The following is a 16651-nucleotide window of genomic DNA, read 5'->3' as shown; positions in this document are numbered from 1 at the left end:
AAATTTTAGGTTTAAATTTTAGATATTGTTTAATTGTTCTTTGACTATTTGGCTGACTTGATTGCCGTCCGCTTTTCCCTTGGTTTGTTTAGACACTGAACCCATCACCTTGCCGAAATCCGAAGGACCGGCGGCATTAATTTCTTTAATAACATTTAAAACCATTTCTTTCACTTGATCACCAGATAATTGTTCAGGCATATATTTGAAAAGTATTTCCAATTCTTTTTTTTCTTTGGCGGCTAATTCCGGCCGATTACCTTTTTCGTATAATTCTATCGCTTCTCTGCGTTTTTTAATTTCTCCTCCGACAATATCAACAGCCACCTCGTCCGTCAATTCTTGTTTTTTAGGTCTCAACTCAATGGCCTTATACGCCAAAGCTGATTTTAACATACGCAAAACAGCCTTCGTGTCTCCCTCTCCTTCACGCAAGGCTTGTTTAAAATCTTTTTCAATTCTTTCTAACAGCATACTAAAAAATTAATTAATAAATTAAATTTAGAAACCGAGAAAGTTTTGACAAAACTCTTTATTTAATTTTACCAAGTTTTCTTAAATATTCCATTTTCTCGCGAGACGTTTTCCTGCACAAAGCGCTTGCTCTGCGAAGAAGCTTACTTTGCGGTTTAACATAAAATTGACCCTTTTTGGCAAGGTCAAGTACGCCGCTTCTTTTAATACGTTCGCTGAATCTTCTTAAAAAGATATTTAAGGATTCATTTGGTTTTCTTTTAAGTTCAATACTCATATATTATTATTATAACATTTGGCTTAAATATGGTCAAGACATTGATAGATAAGATGAGTTATTTTATAAAACGGGAATAATTTAAAATTTAAAAATCAAAATGTAAAATGACAATGTAAAATTAAAAATAGAAAGAAATAATTTTAACATTTTGAATTGTCATTTTGATTTTTGATATTTACATTTTGCATTTTTATCCCTGATGTTTTTGATAATATTTCGCCATATTGGCGCAATGAGTGGACACCCCTCCCAGATTAACCAGAATATCATTGAAAATAGGCCCGTCCGCCGCATTGCACTCCCGTTGATAGAATCTCTCCAAATGTTTTTCTTTTGCCGTAATTATCATTTCTCTTATTTCTTCATTACCTTTTAAAATTTTCTCCGCCAACTCTTGATCGGGCATTTCAATTAAAATAATCAAATCTTTAATAATTTTATTCAAAACTATTTTTATATCTTCTATTTCTTGCTTGGCCGCTTTGGAAAATTTTACATTACATTGAACGCGATATTTTGCCAGTTCAACCAAATTTATAATGTGATCGCCGACTCTTTCTATGTCGTCAACCATACTTGAACATTGAATCAGTTGAGCGGCATTTTTCGGAGTTAATTTATTCTTGGGTATTCTGTCTATAAAATTCATTACTTCTTTTTGAAGATTATCAATGACCAATTCCAAATAATTTAAACTTCTATATCCCCTGTCGCTAAAAGTAGAAATTATTTCAAAAGCTTTTTTAAACATTTCTTCGGTTAACTGCACTCCTCTTTTTAATTCTTTTTGAATCGCTCCTAACGCCAATGATGGTTCTTTTAAATATCGATTGTCTAAAAATTCCGACCAAAGCGGCAATATTTTTTCTTGGCCGGGAATTATTTTTTCCAATAATTTGGCAAATGGTTTTATTAAAAAAATAAACAAGCAAGCTACTAAAATACTAAAAAAGAAATGGCTGTTCACGATTTGCTGAGCAATACTGGGAGTTGAATGTTTTATAAAATTGATGTAATAACCAAGAAACGGAAAAAGAATAATAACGGTTATGGATTTGAAAAATATATTGGCGATGCCTGTTCTTCTGGCATTTATTCCTCCACCCAAACTGAATAAAAATGGAATTATTGTCGCGCCGATATTGGCGCCCAAAATTAAAGGTAAACCGACTTCAAGAGTTATTAAAGATTGCTGTCCCAAAAGAACAAGAATACTGGTAATAATAGAACTTGATTGAACCAAAACTGTCGCTGCGAATCCGATTAATATGCCTAAAATAGGATTTTTTATGCTTTGAAAAAAATTCAAAAAATCTTGGTTTCCTTTTAAAGGAATAATTGCATTATTAATCAAACCTAATCCGAAAAATATAAGTCCGAAATAAAAAAACACTTTACCGATATTTTTTAATTTTTCCGCAGACGCGGCAAGCCAAAGTATCATACCGATAATCAAAAAAATCGGCGCGATATTCATAATTTTAAAAGCAACTAATTGTGCGGTAAGGACCGTGCCGATATTGGCGCCTAAAATTATGCCCAATGAATTTCCGACATTAATCACTCCGGCGCTGACCAAACCGATGGTAATAAAAATAATAGTCGCGCTGCATTGAAAAATCGCCGTAGAGATGGCGCCGAGCCCCACTCCGTAAATCGGTTTTTGAGACAGATATTTAATGTATTGGCGAATTCTGGAATTAAAAACCATTTGCATCCGATAACTTAATCGGATCATACCAAATAACACAAACATTAAACCCGTCAAAAATAAAATGATTTCTTGAGCCATAATAAAATTTATTTTGCAACAATATATTTGCTGATTTTATCCAAAATATCGGTCAAGTGAACATTGGATTTAATCAAATAATCCACTGCGCCAAGTGATTTACCCTTGACCACTTCTTTATCCTGTCCGAGATTGGAAAGAATAACTACCGGAATTGTGCTGCCGACCGGGTCATATTTTAATTTTTCTAAAACTTCAAAACCGTTCATTTTCGGCATTGAAAGGTCAAGTAAAATTAAATCCGGTTTTTCTTTAATCGCCAAATTGAGCGCTCGCTCGCCGTCTTCGGCTTGAACCACATTATAACCGGCGCTTTCAATCATGCTGGCCAAAATGCCGCGCATGTCCGGTTCGTCTTCGGCAATTAAAATTTTTTTAATTGTTTCTGTCATAATTTAAAATTAATTAATTAATATATTTTATTTACCCCGTTGGAAGTTCCAACGGTTATTAATGTTATCAAATAATTTTATTTGAAATTTATATTTAAGAAACTTCTAACGGGGTGAACTAATCGGCAAGGTGAAATAAAAAGTTGTGCCTTTATTTTCTTCACTCTCAAACCAAATTTTTCCGCCGCTTACTTCCACTAAACCTTTGGCCAAATAAAGCCCGAGGCCGGTTCCCGGTTTTTGACTGACATTATCAGCTCTAAAAAATCTGGAAAAAATTTTCTCTTGCTGTGATTTCGGTATGCCTACGCCCTGATCGGAAGTTTGATAAAGTATTTCTTCTCCTTTTTGTTCAATTTTTATTTTTATTTCCGAATTATCAGGAGAATATTTAATGGCGTTATCCAATAAAATAATAATCACTTGGCGAATTTTTTCTGAATCAATATTAACTTTTGGCAAAAGAATCGGCGGTTTTTCCACATTTAATTTTATATTTTTCTTTTCCAAATATAACTTATATTCATCAAAAATAGAATCAAGTAATTCTTCCAATTGTTTTGTTTCTGTTTTAAAAACCAATCGACCGGCATCAAGCCGCGAAACATTAAGCAGGTCATTAACCAATTCCACCATTCTCTCGCTTCCGCGACAAATTCTCTGGACTTCTTCTTTTTCTTTATCATCCAGTTTCCCGCCTAATTTTTGAAGTAAAATTTCCGCCCCCCATTTAATAATGGTTGCAGGGGTTCTAAGTTGATGAGAAGCCAAAGAAATAAATTGAGATTTAAGTTTGTCAATTTCTCTCTCCCGGGTAATGTCGTGTAGAATAACCACTCCTCCGATAATTTGACCATTCTCATCTTTTAAAGGCGCGGCTGAACTGGCAATCGGAACCTCCTTCCCGTCACCGGTTAATAAAACAGAAGGATCGACTAAACCGGTTAATTTTCCATTTATTAAAGCTTGATTGATAAAATCTTTATTTTCCGTTCTATCTTCTTCTTTGATAATTTTAAAAACCTGATCATAAGGCTTGCCTAAACAATCTTTCTCCGTAAAACATGCAATTCGCGTAATAGCCGGATTAATAAGAGCCAATCTTTTTTCCGAATCAATCACGAAAACTCCGTCACCGATGCTGATTAAAATTGTTTCCAATCTGTTTTTTTCTTGTTCGATTTCCGCCTTGGCTATTCTCAATTCTTCGGTTCTTTCTTTCACTTTTTGTTCCAAAGTTTCATAATAAGCTTTCAGTTTTAAAGTCATTTGATTGAAACTGTCAGCCAATTGTTCAATTTCGTCATGAGTATTAATTTTTATTTGATAGAATAAATTTCCTTTACTGATTTCTTCCGCTCCTCTGGTTAATTTTTTAATCGGCGCGCTGACCATTTTGGAACTTAAAAAAGCCAGAATGATTAAAATGATAGCCAAAACCAATAAAACGATAAAAATAAAATTTTTGGTATTCTGAGCGCTGGCGATAACTTCATTTACCGGAACCACTAATCCCAAACTCCAGCCCGTATCCTTGATTGGATAATAAGCAATATATTTCTCCGATTGATTGAATTTAATTGTTTCAATGCCGTTCTTGCCTTTAATCATGGACATTACCGCGTATTTCAAATCGGAATTGGAAGTTTCCAGCAAGCTTGATTTTCTGATTTCAGAAATTCCTAATTGCTCTTCTTCTATCCCCAAATCAGACTGGGCTCGCACCGGTAAACTGATTAATCTTGCTTCTTTGTCAATCATAAAAGCATAACCTGTCTTCCATAATTTAATATTCAAAATACGATTAGTTATGTCTTCCAGGGTTAAATCAACGCCGGTTAACATTTTCATTTTATCATTTTGATAAACCGGGGCCAAGGCCGAGATCATCAAACCATGTCCTGTTATATCAACATATGGCGGTGTCCACTTGGCAAGTTTATTAGGATTATTGATTTCGGTTAAATCATCCCAGAACGGAGCGGCTACGCCATTTTTATTGGCATCAGCCGGCAAAACATCCATGGCAAAACCGCCTTGATTATCAGGATTGGGATCGGAGTTCGGATAAAGACGATACCAACAATATTTATTGCCGATAATATAAATATTATCAGTATTCGGATTTTCATTTTTTATTGTCGGAAAAATAAAATCCAAATCAGCTGATAAATTCAAATCATTTTTTGCTTGATCATCAAGCGAACACCAATTAAAAACAATGACCGATGAAACTTCCTTGGCTGAATTTCCATATTGCCCTTCCGGCCCTCTGAATAAACTGTCGGCTGACCAATAATCCGGATGATAAAAAAGATCAGGATTATTAAAAACATTGGTGGCAAAATCAGCCAAATTTTTGCTGGCCGAACTTACTTTTGACAATGACAAATTGATTTTATCAGCTTCGCTTTGGGAAAGACTTTTTAAGCGATTAGTGGCTTCATTCTCCAGCTCCGTTGTTGTTCTGGAAATTGAAATAAAACCGATCAAAGCAATCGGCAATAAAGCAAAAAGAGTAAATATTAAAATCAATTTAACATTAAGCCCGAATCTAAATTTCTCTTTCATATCCTAATATTATACAATAATTAATCTAATTGTTCAATCCATTATAAAGCAAAAAGAGCCCGTTGATTAAGAGCTCTTTTTTTCTGAAAAATGTTTTGATACTTTGCCCGCAATATATGACAAAATTATTATTCCGCCAAAATACGCCAATGCATACGGCAATAGATGAATAAATCGCTCAAACATTTTAACCTCCTTTTTTTATATTCAAAATAGCTAATTTAAAGTATGAAGATTTTTAAAAAAATGTCAATATAAAAACGGCTATTAAATTATTTAATAGCCGTTGATTTGTGACTTATTGACGATAAGCCGCTCTAATCTCCCTTCTATGATATGAAAGCTTTTCCTTAACTCTAATTTCAATCTGGCGGATTCTCTCTCTGGAGAGATTAAAAATTACGCCAATTTCGTCCAAAGTCATCTGCTGTTTATTCCCGAGCGGATACCTTAATACGAAAGTTTTATATTCTATCATTGAGACTTTCTTCTCTTCTCTCAGTCTCTCGAGTATTTCCATAGCCTTTTCCGCCGCCCAAGTATTATGAAGATGAGTCATACTTTCGTCTTCATACTTTTGCGGAATTAAATCCCCTATAGTTGCCCCTTCACCATCGATTGGACTCTCTATTGAGACGACCATATTCTTATGAATCAAAGTTACTATCTCTTTTACTCTTTCAGGAGAAACCTTCATTATCTTGGCAATCTTTTTGAGATCTCTTCCCACCGGATCTATGTCTCTTCCCAATTTACTTTTCAATTCTTTCTCGATAAGATTGAAATGTCTTATATCAACCTGCAAATTAACCGGCAAACACAATGAGGTTCCCTGTTGGTTGATTAATGTTATCATTTCTTGTCTAATCCACCAAGTGGCATAAGTAGAAAATTTAAATTTTCTTCTATAGTCAAAAGTGGTTATTGCTCTTCTTAACCCATTGTTCCCAACGGAAATCAGGTCGGAAAGTTCAACCCCTCTATCTTTATACTTTTTCGCCATATAAACGGATAATCTGAGATTGCCCTCTAACATTATTTCCGTGGCACTTTTGATTATCTGTCTAAGATTATCAATCTCTCTAAGATTTTCAAGAAGGACATCTCTGCTTAAACCGGTTTTTCTCATTATTTTTTCGTCTTCTTTTATTTCCATTAATTTCCTGAATCTCCCTTCAATCTCGTTAATATAACGATATTGTAAATCAAATTCCACTATTTGCCGAGTAAGAGAATTTCTCTCTTCCAAATTCAGCTCTCTTGTCTTATAGACCTGTTTCATGATTAACCTTAATTTTTCTTTCCCTTGGACAATAACATCTTTGGAAAATGAAGTGCCTATTCTAATGAATTTTTCAATCTCAATTATCTTTGATTTCTTAAAGAGCTTTCTGAACTCACTAAGACCAAAATCGTTAGAAAAAAGAATTTTTGCCATCTCAAAATAGGCATTCTCTATGGTTTTGGAAATCTGAATTTCTTCCTCTTGAGAAAGCAAGGTTTTATTACTTCCCCCTATATCTTTAAGATACAGACGAAGCGAATTTGTCCTTTGTTTATTACTAATCTCTTCGGGGTATAAAAATTCTTCCTTTTCTACTTCATCTCCTAAAATTAAAGTTTTCATCTTATCCTCCTTGTCTACTAATGATAGACGGATTTTTTGTTCAAGAACTGTCATTATTTAAGCAAATTTTTATGTTTTTGTCAAGAGTCCCCAAAAGTCAAAAAGAGTGATTTATTAATGAATAAATCACTCTTTTATTTAAAACTTTATAATAATCTATTGGGCATTTTCTTCGTCTGTAGTCGAATCGGTCTTCTGAGTGCCGAATTTTTTGTCTATCAATTGATTAAGCTTGTCTATTTTTGTTTGAATGGCCGGATCTATATTTGTTCTGTTTTTGGTGGCATAACTCATTACCTTGTTCAATTCATTGCGAACATCATTGATACTCTGGCAAGCATCTCGATAATCCTGGTTTTCAATGGATTCTTTGATCGGGTCAATAATATCCTGGATGGATTGTTTAATTTCCGGATCTTTTACTTTTGTAAACTGTTTATTAATATCTCTGAAAGAAGTCACTACGCAATAAATATCGCCCGGGTGCATCCCCTCCCGCATTGGTGTTAAAGCATCTATCGCATCTTCTATTTCCCCGGCTTTATATTTAGTATTAGCTTCGGTCAAGGCGGTTCTAACTTCAACAACATCAGCTTTAATTTTCACCATATCCAAACCGATTGACTGATAATTTTTGTTAGCCACTAATTTTTCCGTCTTTTTAAGCTGAGTTTCTATTTGTTTTGTTTCTTTCGGAAATTCAATTTTCATCCTTATTTCATTAAGAGTTTCCCAAAGTTGGGCGTCATAAAATTCTTGCATTACTTCGCGCTGAGTCATATCTGTTGGCGGAGTTTTAATATTTTTTGTGAAAGTATCTAATTGGCTGTTTATTTCTTGCAAATTAGCCGATTCTTCGGTTAAATTCGGTAATTTTTTTAAAGCAGTAGTTAAAGTTTTAATCTGTTTTTTCATATCTTTTATCTGCTTGGTCACTCCTTTGATTTCTTGGGGGTCTACAAAATCATTTTGATCTTGTTCTTCTTCGTTCTGATCTTGATCTTGATTTTGATTCATCTGAACCTGTTTTGGTTTGGTTTGATTCGGTTTAATTTGATTTGATTGAGTGCCGTTCATCGGCGGATTCATTTGTTGGTCTTGCATGGGTTGCCCTGGCTGAAAAGTTTTCTGACCTTCGCCTCCTGATGTTGTCTGTCCTGGCTGATTTCCATTTTGATCAAAATTCATTCCCGGCTGTTGCGTGCCGTTCATTGGCTGATTAATTTGTTGGCCTGGCATGGGTTGTCCTGGCTGAAAATTTTGCTGATTTTCATTTCCCGGTAAAATTTGTCCTTGCTGATTTTGCATCGGTTGATTAATAATCATTTGCTGCTCCTGATTTATTGGAGGTAAGGGCGATAAAATTTCAGAATTTTGAGCAATAGTTCGACTGATTAAAACCGCTCCGGCGGCCACTGAGGCCAAGCCGATCAATAAAGGAATTTGAACAAAAGCTTTGTTGTTGATTTTCATAAATTTATTATTATTTAATATATTTAAAAACCTTTCCTATATTTAATAATAGACCAAAATATAACATCTGACAAGTGGATAAGGGTGGGCTAATTTTAAAACTAAAATCTCGATTTTTTGTTCGCCATAATTATAATTCATTCCCGCTCTTTTATCAAAATTTTTAACAAAGTAGATAAATCTTTATTAATACATCAAAAAAAATCAGGGCGCGAATTTATCGCGCCCTTTTTTATTTCTTCCACAAATTACAGCAAAACTCTAACAACCACTATTCCCTTATCTTTAAATTCCTTATTGAGCAATTCTGTAATTTTAATCTGAACTTTACTTTTTGAAAAATAGAAATCTTCTCTTTTCATTTGACTCATTACATCTTTAATTGAAGTAGAAATAATAGGGATAACCATTCGACTGGTATATTTTGACCCCCAATCTTCATATACTCGAGTCGCCGAAGTCAATCTGATCCAAATTGTTGCTTCAAAATCTTCGATAAGACTGTCTTTTGTCATGATCCGGAGATTGATAAATCCTTTAGATTTATCACTTGAAGAAACAGTGAAAGATTGGATTTGATTATCCATAAAAACAATTCTTGTAAGTGGCGAAACGAATATAACCCCTCTCTTTTCTACACTGTAAACCATGCCCAATTTAACCTTTATTGCGATTTTTCCCACCGGGACAACCTGAAAACATGAAAAAAACAAAAACAATACAGCCAAGATACCGAAAAATCTTATGATAAAAGAATTTTTTTTGAGACTGTCTCTGTCATCCTCGTCAACATTACTAAATTCAATCTTCCGATAAATAAATGCAATAATGGCTACCACTAAACATACACCTGCTATAATTCGTAGTGTAAGCATTTTTCCTCCTTGTCTGCCGAGGGGGCAGACTTTTTTAAAAGAACCAAATCATTTAAACATATGATAACATGTCCTTGTAAACTGGCAATAGACTAAAGCCCTGACTTTTTAATTAAGTCAGGGCTTTAAAATTAATATCCTATTCTAACCTTTTATTTCATTGCTAAAAATTTCGGCGTAACCAAATTTTCGGCAAAATCAGAAATCGTTCCGCCGTCAGAATAAGTTTCAGCCTTGGAAATAATCATTACCGGCGCTTTGCTGTAACCATTATTGGTTAAAGCCTTGGTGGATAATTTATATTTCTTGCCGTCTTGAATCAAATAAATCTGACTAGTACCCGTGTATTTAACCAATGTTCCGTTAGGATGTTTGGTTGTGGAATCAATCGTATTGCCCAAAGGATAATTGAATTTGGATAATAAATCATCAGGCACCCAAGTCACCAATTTCCATTTCGGATCATTGAAAAGTTTCTGATAAATCGCCGAAGATTTTACCGGTCTTAATTTACCATCCGAAACCATGAATACCGCTGAAGCGCTTAAACCATGGAGCGATGTGGTCTTGCCTCTGAATAATGAACCGTCGCGGAATGTCATTGCTACGCCTTCGGAATATTTCGCCAATTCTTCAGGAGTGACTTTTTTGACCGTTGAGAAATTGGACGGATAGCCCCAAGAGAGATAAACATTAAGATGCGGGAAGACGTGTTTCTCGCCATTCAAAATCATATAAACCGCGCCTGATTGAACAGTGCAAGTCGGACAAATAACCAAGTCTCTATTTTTGAGATTATAAGTTATGATATCGGTTTCTTCTGATTCAGAAATAATTATTGAAGAAATTATTGAAGAAAGATTAAAATCTTTATCTCTGAAACGCATATAAACAGACTTCTCTCCTTTGCCGATTGTTAACAACCAAGAACGGGTAGCTTGATATGGTTCCCAATTTATACCTGTAAAATCAATTGTATTACTAACCATCATTTCCGCGGCATTGGTTGCAGTAATATTTAAAGTAACCGTTCTGGAAGAAGTTTTTGCGGCACCACTATTTATCTTTAAAGATAAATTCGTCGGGCCGACTACGCCGGCATTACCGCTGCCTCCCGTACTTCCACCTGTTGGGGTGTCACCACCATCATCCTCCTCGCCGGCCGTAACAAATTTTCCCCCGGTAATACCGCCGGGCGTAAAGTGGTTTGTTGTGACAATTATTACATTATTAGTCGCATCGCGAACCACTGATTTATAATTTTCCCATGTATTCGTGGTATCATCAAAATATTTTGGCGTAATATCTTCCTCTGTATATCCATTATCGGTAATCAATTCCGGATCATAAGGGAAAGTAATTTTCACATCGCTGTCAAACTGAGTAATTTCTTGACCGTTGGAATCTTTGGCCACAAAATCATAGTTAACGCCAAGTGGTTTATCTTTAGCATCAGGTTTAACTGATACCGTAGTTTGATTTTCCTCGCCAACAGTCGGTGTGATAGTTACGGTCACTGTACCGCTACTGGCTAAAGCTCCGGCCGGAATTTCAAGTTTTAAACCATTTGTAAGTTCAATAGTTTTACTGTCAGTAGCGCTAAAGGTTGTAGTCTTTGATTCAGGAACAGCAACACCCGTAGTGACAAGAATTAAATTCTGAGTTTGAGCGCCAACTACAGTTACAACTTCGGTCGCGGCGCTTTCATAAAGAATTCCTTCAATTTTGGCCGTGGCTTTTACATTCCATGTTTCACCGGACTTAACCTTTAAAGTATAAGTGCCATCAGAAGCCATTGTACCGGTTCCTTTATCATCAGACCAAGCTTGTATCATGGCCTGTTCTTTAGTACCACCTAAAGTAACTTCACCGGTGATAGTGGCATCTGACAAACTGAATTGAAGATCTTTGCCAGTTACATTAGTATCACCAACCGTTACGCTAAGTAAAGGCGGATTAATCAAATCTCTCGCATCCCATGGCGGAATACCGGCGCCAATTTTGAAAGTACCACTGGTAACATTTAAAGTATAAGTACCGTCATTGCTCGTAAAAGTACCAACACCTAAACCGCCCGGACCCTTGAAATCATCTTTGGTTGTTTCATCGCCGAAATCAGCATAGACCCAAACTCCGCTCATACCAACATCATCCGGATCCGTAATTGTACCGCTGATTGTTTTATCAAGTTTTTTAAGTTGGAAATTTCGAGTGATTGGATCTGCGTCATCTTCAGCATCTCCAGCGCTAACGATTGTTTTTATATCTTCGGCTACTATTTTATATTTATCATTCTCTGCACCAAAATTCATCATTGGATCAATAAATGCGTCAACGTACCAACTGCCTGCCGAAACTTTTAATGAATATTTATCTGTAACGCTATTTGGAGCAAATTCTGTTTGCGACCAGCCGCCATTTTCTTTATCACCATTGATAAAAGCACGAACTCCGGTCACAACCGTATCTGTTCCTGCGGTATAAGAACCGTCGCTGTTGGTATCAAGATAAAATTTACCTTCAATCGTGGCATTATTCGGCGCCACCACTAAAGTAATTTCTTTGCATCCGGTTGTTTCATCTGTACAAGTATCATCTTCACCGACGACAACAGTCTTGGTCGCAGTTAAAGTATATTTGGAACCCGGAGGTGTATTTAAACCCAGTTCATAACTGCCAAGTGGAACTTTAATTTCAGTATAACCATTGGCTAATCCTCCGCCGGCAAAACCGCCTTTATCCATACCAGCTCCCATTGCTCCGCCACCACTGCCTGCCGTACCACCGGCTCCCGCATCGCCGCTTCCGCCTTGCATCATTTTCGGATCACCGAAATCAATAAAATCATTAACTGTCGGATCCGTATCTTTAACCCAAACACCACCCCAAATATCAGAAATACGATTATCTTCGGCATCTACTATATTTATTTTAAGCAAACCATCAGCTACTTTTAATAAAAAGTCATTATTATCAGAAGTTTGATTGGCGGTTATTGTTACTTGTTGCGGACCGCCTTGATAAATATATTGAGTTGACATTGGCATAATCATTACACCCCAATTTCCTTCACTGACTATTAAATCAAATCTGCCCGTATTGGAATCTGTTTGTGTGTTAGCCCAGCCCGGTCCGTTCATCTGCCAAGCATTAACCATTACACTGCCAATCGCATTACCGGCTGAATCAGTGACAGTTCCCTTAATATGTGAATTTTTTGCTGTCAAAATAAGTGTACCCGCATCAGTTGTTTGTTCGGAGATGGCTTTGATTTTAACCGGAGTGGAACCGCCATAACTTTGGCCCTGTTCACCCCAGTTCGGATTTGCCACTAAATCATAAGTGCCTGCCGGAACTTTAAAAGTAAAGCGTCCGTCAGAATCAGTATTAGTACCATTGCCTCCACCCATCATGCCGCCGCTATTAGCCATTACCCAAGAATTGGCAATCGCCGTAGCTCCGGTTGGATCTTTAACCAAACCGGTAATAATAGCATCAGCCACTTTAACTTCAAAATCTAAACCAACATCAAGTATGGTTGCGCCTCCCGGACAAGTTGCTTCTGTACCGCGGCATTCTGCGATGCTATCTTCGGTAAAAGTAATTTTCTTTTGCGCTTCATTATAAACCCAATCCGGCTGACCCATGCTCCAATCCGGATTCACTCCCAACCACCAACCGCCGCCGGCAAGTTTTAAAGTATATGTACCATTCGCATCAGTTAATGTTTCAAAAAATCCACCACCCATATCGCGGTTAGCTTGAACACGCGCGTTAGCTACTACCGCACCACTGCCTTTTTTAGTTACTGTACCGGTTAAAGTTTTTGTCGGAGTGGTTAAAGTAACTAAATTATTCGCCTGAGTCACGTTGGATAATTTGACCGTGCCTACATCATTAACAATATCAACCGTTAAACCGCTTGGTTGGATCCAAGCTTTATCGCCACCTGAAGGCAAGTTAATTTCCATGGATAATCCGGTGGCATCATCCAAACCGCCGATTCGAAAATAACCCTGATCATCAGTTGAAGAACCACCCTGATTTTGCCACATTTGATCATGAATCATAATCCAAGACCATTGAACCGGTTGATCATCTGCGGTTTCGGCAATACCGTCCGCACCCGGATTCATTACTCTTCCTGTAACTTGCGGCGTGCCGAGAATAAGTTTTCCATCAGTTCCATAAGTCGTGCCCAAATCTAAACTATCAGTTCCGGCCGCCACCGCGGAAGAAATTGTAATATTAGAATATTTTTTTGTTGAATAATTTCGATAAACAGCCTGTTCTTCGGCTGAACCCCAACGAGGAGCTTCAATTTCCAAAGCATAGGTTCCGGCAGCTACACCGCCAAAAGAGAATTGACCGTTTTGATTAGTGTTTGTGCCATACCAACCACCGGTAGTACCGCCCTGCATTGGTCCTTCAATATGAAAATTAATCCAAGCATTAGCCACTGTTGTGCTGGTATTTGGAATAACAACCGTACCGGTAATATTCGGAGTGCTTAAAATTATATTTTTTCTTCTACTTGCTTGAGAGCTGGTAACTGTAACATTTTGAACAAGTTTTCTCCCGCAATTAATACTGCCGCAACCATTCCAAGGATTTGCTTCTATTTCATAAGTTCCAACTGCCACGCCGCCAATAGCATAATTACCACTAGCATCTGTTTGTGACCATTGAGAACCTGACATTGAACCTTGTGATCGCATATTAATACCAACATTAGTTGCGCCAATATCAGGATAACCAGCTGGATCATCGCATTCGGCTTGAGTCACAGCTGAATTATCATCATGTTTTGGTTTACAAACACGACCGGTTAAACCATTAACTGACGGATCGCTTAATAAAATAAGTAAACTATTGTTAGCAATTGTTAAAGCAGTGCCCGGATCTGATGTCTCAGTAATAGTAGTGCCGGCAACAGTTATTACCATGCCTTGCGGCGCAGCATAAAGACTGCCGTATTGAATGTTAACATTTAAATCCCAATTGCCAGATGGAACGTTTGAACTGAATGTTCCGTCACTTTGCGTGTTGGCGCCATAGCACATACCTGGTATTTGATGAGGACAAAAATTAATCCAAACTCCGCTTTGTCCGGTTGTATTGGTTGGATCTTTAATTACACCTGTCACATTGGGTGCTGATAAAGTAAACGCGTCATCGTCAACACCATCAAGAGTATCAGCTTGATCTTTCAAATCATTAGATGTAGTTGAAGTAATGGAAACGGAAAAATTTCCGCTGGCGCAAGTACTGCCGCTTGCCGGTTGAATTTGGAGATTGTAAGTACCAATCGCCACGCCGCCAAGAGAGAAATTACCGCTATCATCAGTATTTACACCATACCAAGAACCATCTTTATTCATATTTATCCAAGCGACTGTTGCTACGCCCCCGCATTTTACTTTTCCAAAAACATTTGGCAAAGCAAAAGTTTTAACTCCCAAATCAGTGATTTGTCCATCCGTAACATCAATGGCAAATTCCGCAGTTCTTGTTCTTGGATAACTTCTGAAATCACCGCTATATGGCGGCTCAAGTTCTAAAATATAATGAGTACTATCAGTTGCTCCCCCAAAATAAGCCACACCGTCAGCATCAGCTTGAACCCATTGTTGATAACTCCAATCCATGGTATGAAGACCAACACTGGCATAAGGCACCGGCAAACCCGGCTGAGGATTACTTGCCGTAGGAGTATCGCCTAAAGTACCCGGAGCTTTAATCGTTACCTTAACATTTTGAGCAGATAAATTAATATTAATACCTGTTGCTGTTTGACCTGAAGTTAAACATTGAGTAGTTCTGACGCTTTTATATTGTAAAACCCTGTCTTGATAATCTTTAGGTCTGGCTTCAATTTCATAACATTGGCTGCTTGTATCATTTGGTACATAAAGTTTCCATGTTCCGTTTGGACCGGTTGTTGTTCTTTGTTCATAATCCCATGTAAAAGGACGCGCCACCACTTCTACGCCTTCCAATAGTGTTGCGCCACTGGGAGATTTAACTGTACCCGAAAGAGTGGCGGCTCTAAAAGCTTGAGTGGTCAATTGCGTTACTGAGCCGACAGTGGCAGTTTGACTGCTTAACTTGGATGGCGCCACATAAGTCGCGCCGGCCGGTGTGCCAAATTGTATATTATAACTTCCTGTCGTATTTAAAACCAAGGCATATTTTCCATTGGAATGAGTTTCGCCCGGTACGACATTTCCCATTTGTCCGGGAACAAAAGCTTCAACTTGAACACGATCTATGTCAGTAGATGTATCTGAAGTAAGATTGCCGATTAATACGGCTTGCGTATTATTCCAAATCATAAACGGCCTGGAGTCAGCCGAAAAACGATGCGTATTTAAATCGCTAATCACCATATCCACTTTACCATTTAACCCGGTTGGAATTGTAGTGGTGAGCTCAGTAGCTGAAGCGGTTGCGGGAGTGGATGTTACGCTTCCTCCATTAAAATTCCAAAAAATTTCTGTCGCATCAGTGGAGGTGGCAAAATTAGAACCAATAATTGTTACTTCATCACCGACGTTGCCGCAAGGATAATTATAACAAGAATCAGCGGTAACATTATTTATTATATAATTGATAGTCGGATCAATAGAAGCAGTGACAGTATTATTGGCCGTAAAATCTTCTATAGTTTGAGTTCCAGCTAAATTTTTAATATCTCCGGCTGTCATCTGCCAAGCTTGTCCTTCACTTAATTTCAAACTTTCCAAACCGTAAACTCTCAAACGATAATCATTTTCACCCGCCTGAAAATTTTGAGTTGACATATCATAAGGACTAAATCGACTTAATGTTCTGTCTGTCAGTCCTGCTCCTGTTTCAAAAATAAAATTACGCAAATCTGTCGCGTAATTGGTTACACTTCCTAATTCAGTTGTTGAGGATGGACTTGTCTCTGCGGAAAATTGTCCGTTAAATGTAATTTCCGCGGAAGTTGTTGAGACCGTAATGTTGGTTACGGCTATGGGTACTAATGCCCCTGCTAATGTTGGCAGCCCCATTGACCACAAAATGGTTGTGGCTGTCACGAAAATTGAAAAAAACTTTTTTGTGTTGCTCATAGTTTTTCTAAAAAATAAATTTAATAAAAATATATATAAAATTTCTAATTAGTAAAACTCCCCCTGAATT

At 37.1% G+C, this 16651-nt stretch carries 9 protein-coding genes; all 9 read right to left on the bottom strand.

Annotated elements, in window-relative coordinates:
- Positions 1 to 18: 18 nt before the first annotated feature.
- The 9 genes from PHF10_02530 to PHF10_02490 all read right to left on the bottom strand — a co-directional run bounded on the left by PHF10_02530 (position 19) and on the right by PHF10_02490 (position 16581).
- A complete protein-coding gene (locus tag PHF10_02530; protein ID MDD5534605.1) occupies positions 19 to 474 on the bottom strand; it encodes a GatB/YqeY domain-containing protein in 456 nt (151 codons plus the stop codon).
- A gap of 58 nt (positions 475 to 532) precedes the next feature.
- A complete protein-coding gene (gene rpsU, locus PHF10_02525; protein ID MDD5534604.1) occupies positions 533 to 751 on the bottom strand; it encodes a 30S ribosomal protein S21 in 219 nt (72 codons plus the stop codon).
- 193 nt (positions 752 to 944) lie between these two features.
- Entirely contained in the window at positions 945 to 2546 is a 1602-nt protein-coding gene (locus tag PHF10_02520; GenBank protein MDD5534603.1) for a Na/Pi cotransporter family protein, read from the bottom strand.
- A gap of 8 nt (positions 2547 to 2554) precedes the next feature.
- Positions 2555 to 2938, bottom strand: a complete 384-nt coding sequence (locus PHF10_02515; GenBank protein ID MDD5534602.1) for a response regulator — start codon at positions 2936 to 2938, stop codon at positions 2555 to 2557.
- Between the two features lie 105 nt (positions 2939 to 3043).
- Positions 3044 to 5509, bottom strand: a complete 2466-nt coding sequence (locus PHF10_02510; protein MDD5534601.1) for an ATP-binding protein — start codon at positions 5507 to 5509, stop codon at positions 3044 to 3046.
- Between the two features lie 298 nt (positions 5510 to 5807).
- Positions 5808 to 7136 carry a sigma-70 family RNA polymerase sigma factor gene (locus tag PHF10_02505; GenBank protein ID MDD5534600.1) on the bottom strand — a complete coding sequence of 443 codons (1329 nt, stop codon included), beginning with the start codon at positions 7134 to 7136 and terminating at the stop codon, positions 5808 to 5810.
- Between the two features lie 156 nt (positions 7137 to 7292).
- On the bottom strand, positions 7293 to 8609 hold the full coding sequence (locus tag PHF10_02500) for a hypothetical protein (protein ID MDD5534599.1): 1317 nt from the start codon (positions 8607 to 8609) through the stop codon (positions 7293 to 7295).
- 248 nt (positions 8610 to 8857) lie between these two features.
- Positions 8858 to 9484, bottom strand: a complete 627-nt coding sequence (locus PHF10_02495) for an SPFH domain-containing protein (protein ID MDD5534598.1) — start codon at positions 9482 to 9484, stop codon at positions 8858 to 8860.
- A 152-nt stretch (positions 9485 to 9636) separates the two neighbouring features.
- Complete coding sequence (locus PHF10_02490; GenBank protein ID MDD5534597.1) at positions 9637 to 16581, bottom strand: hypothetical protein; 6945 nt, start codon at positions 16579 to 16581, stop codon at positions 9637 to 9639.
- Positions 16582 to 16651 lie beyond the last annotated feature (70 nt).

The sequence above is a fragment of the Patescibacteria group bacterium genome, assembly GCA_028716665.1.
Lineage (GTDB): Bacteria > Patescibacteriota > Patescibacteriia > UBA2591 > JAQUPP01 > JAQUPP01.
The sequence above is the reverse complement of the archived record's forward strand: the minus strand, read 5'-3'. Positions and strand labels throughout refer to the sequence as shown.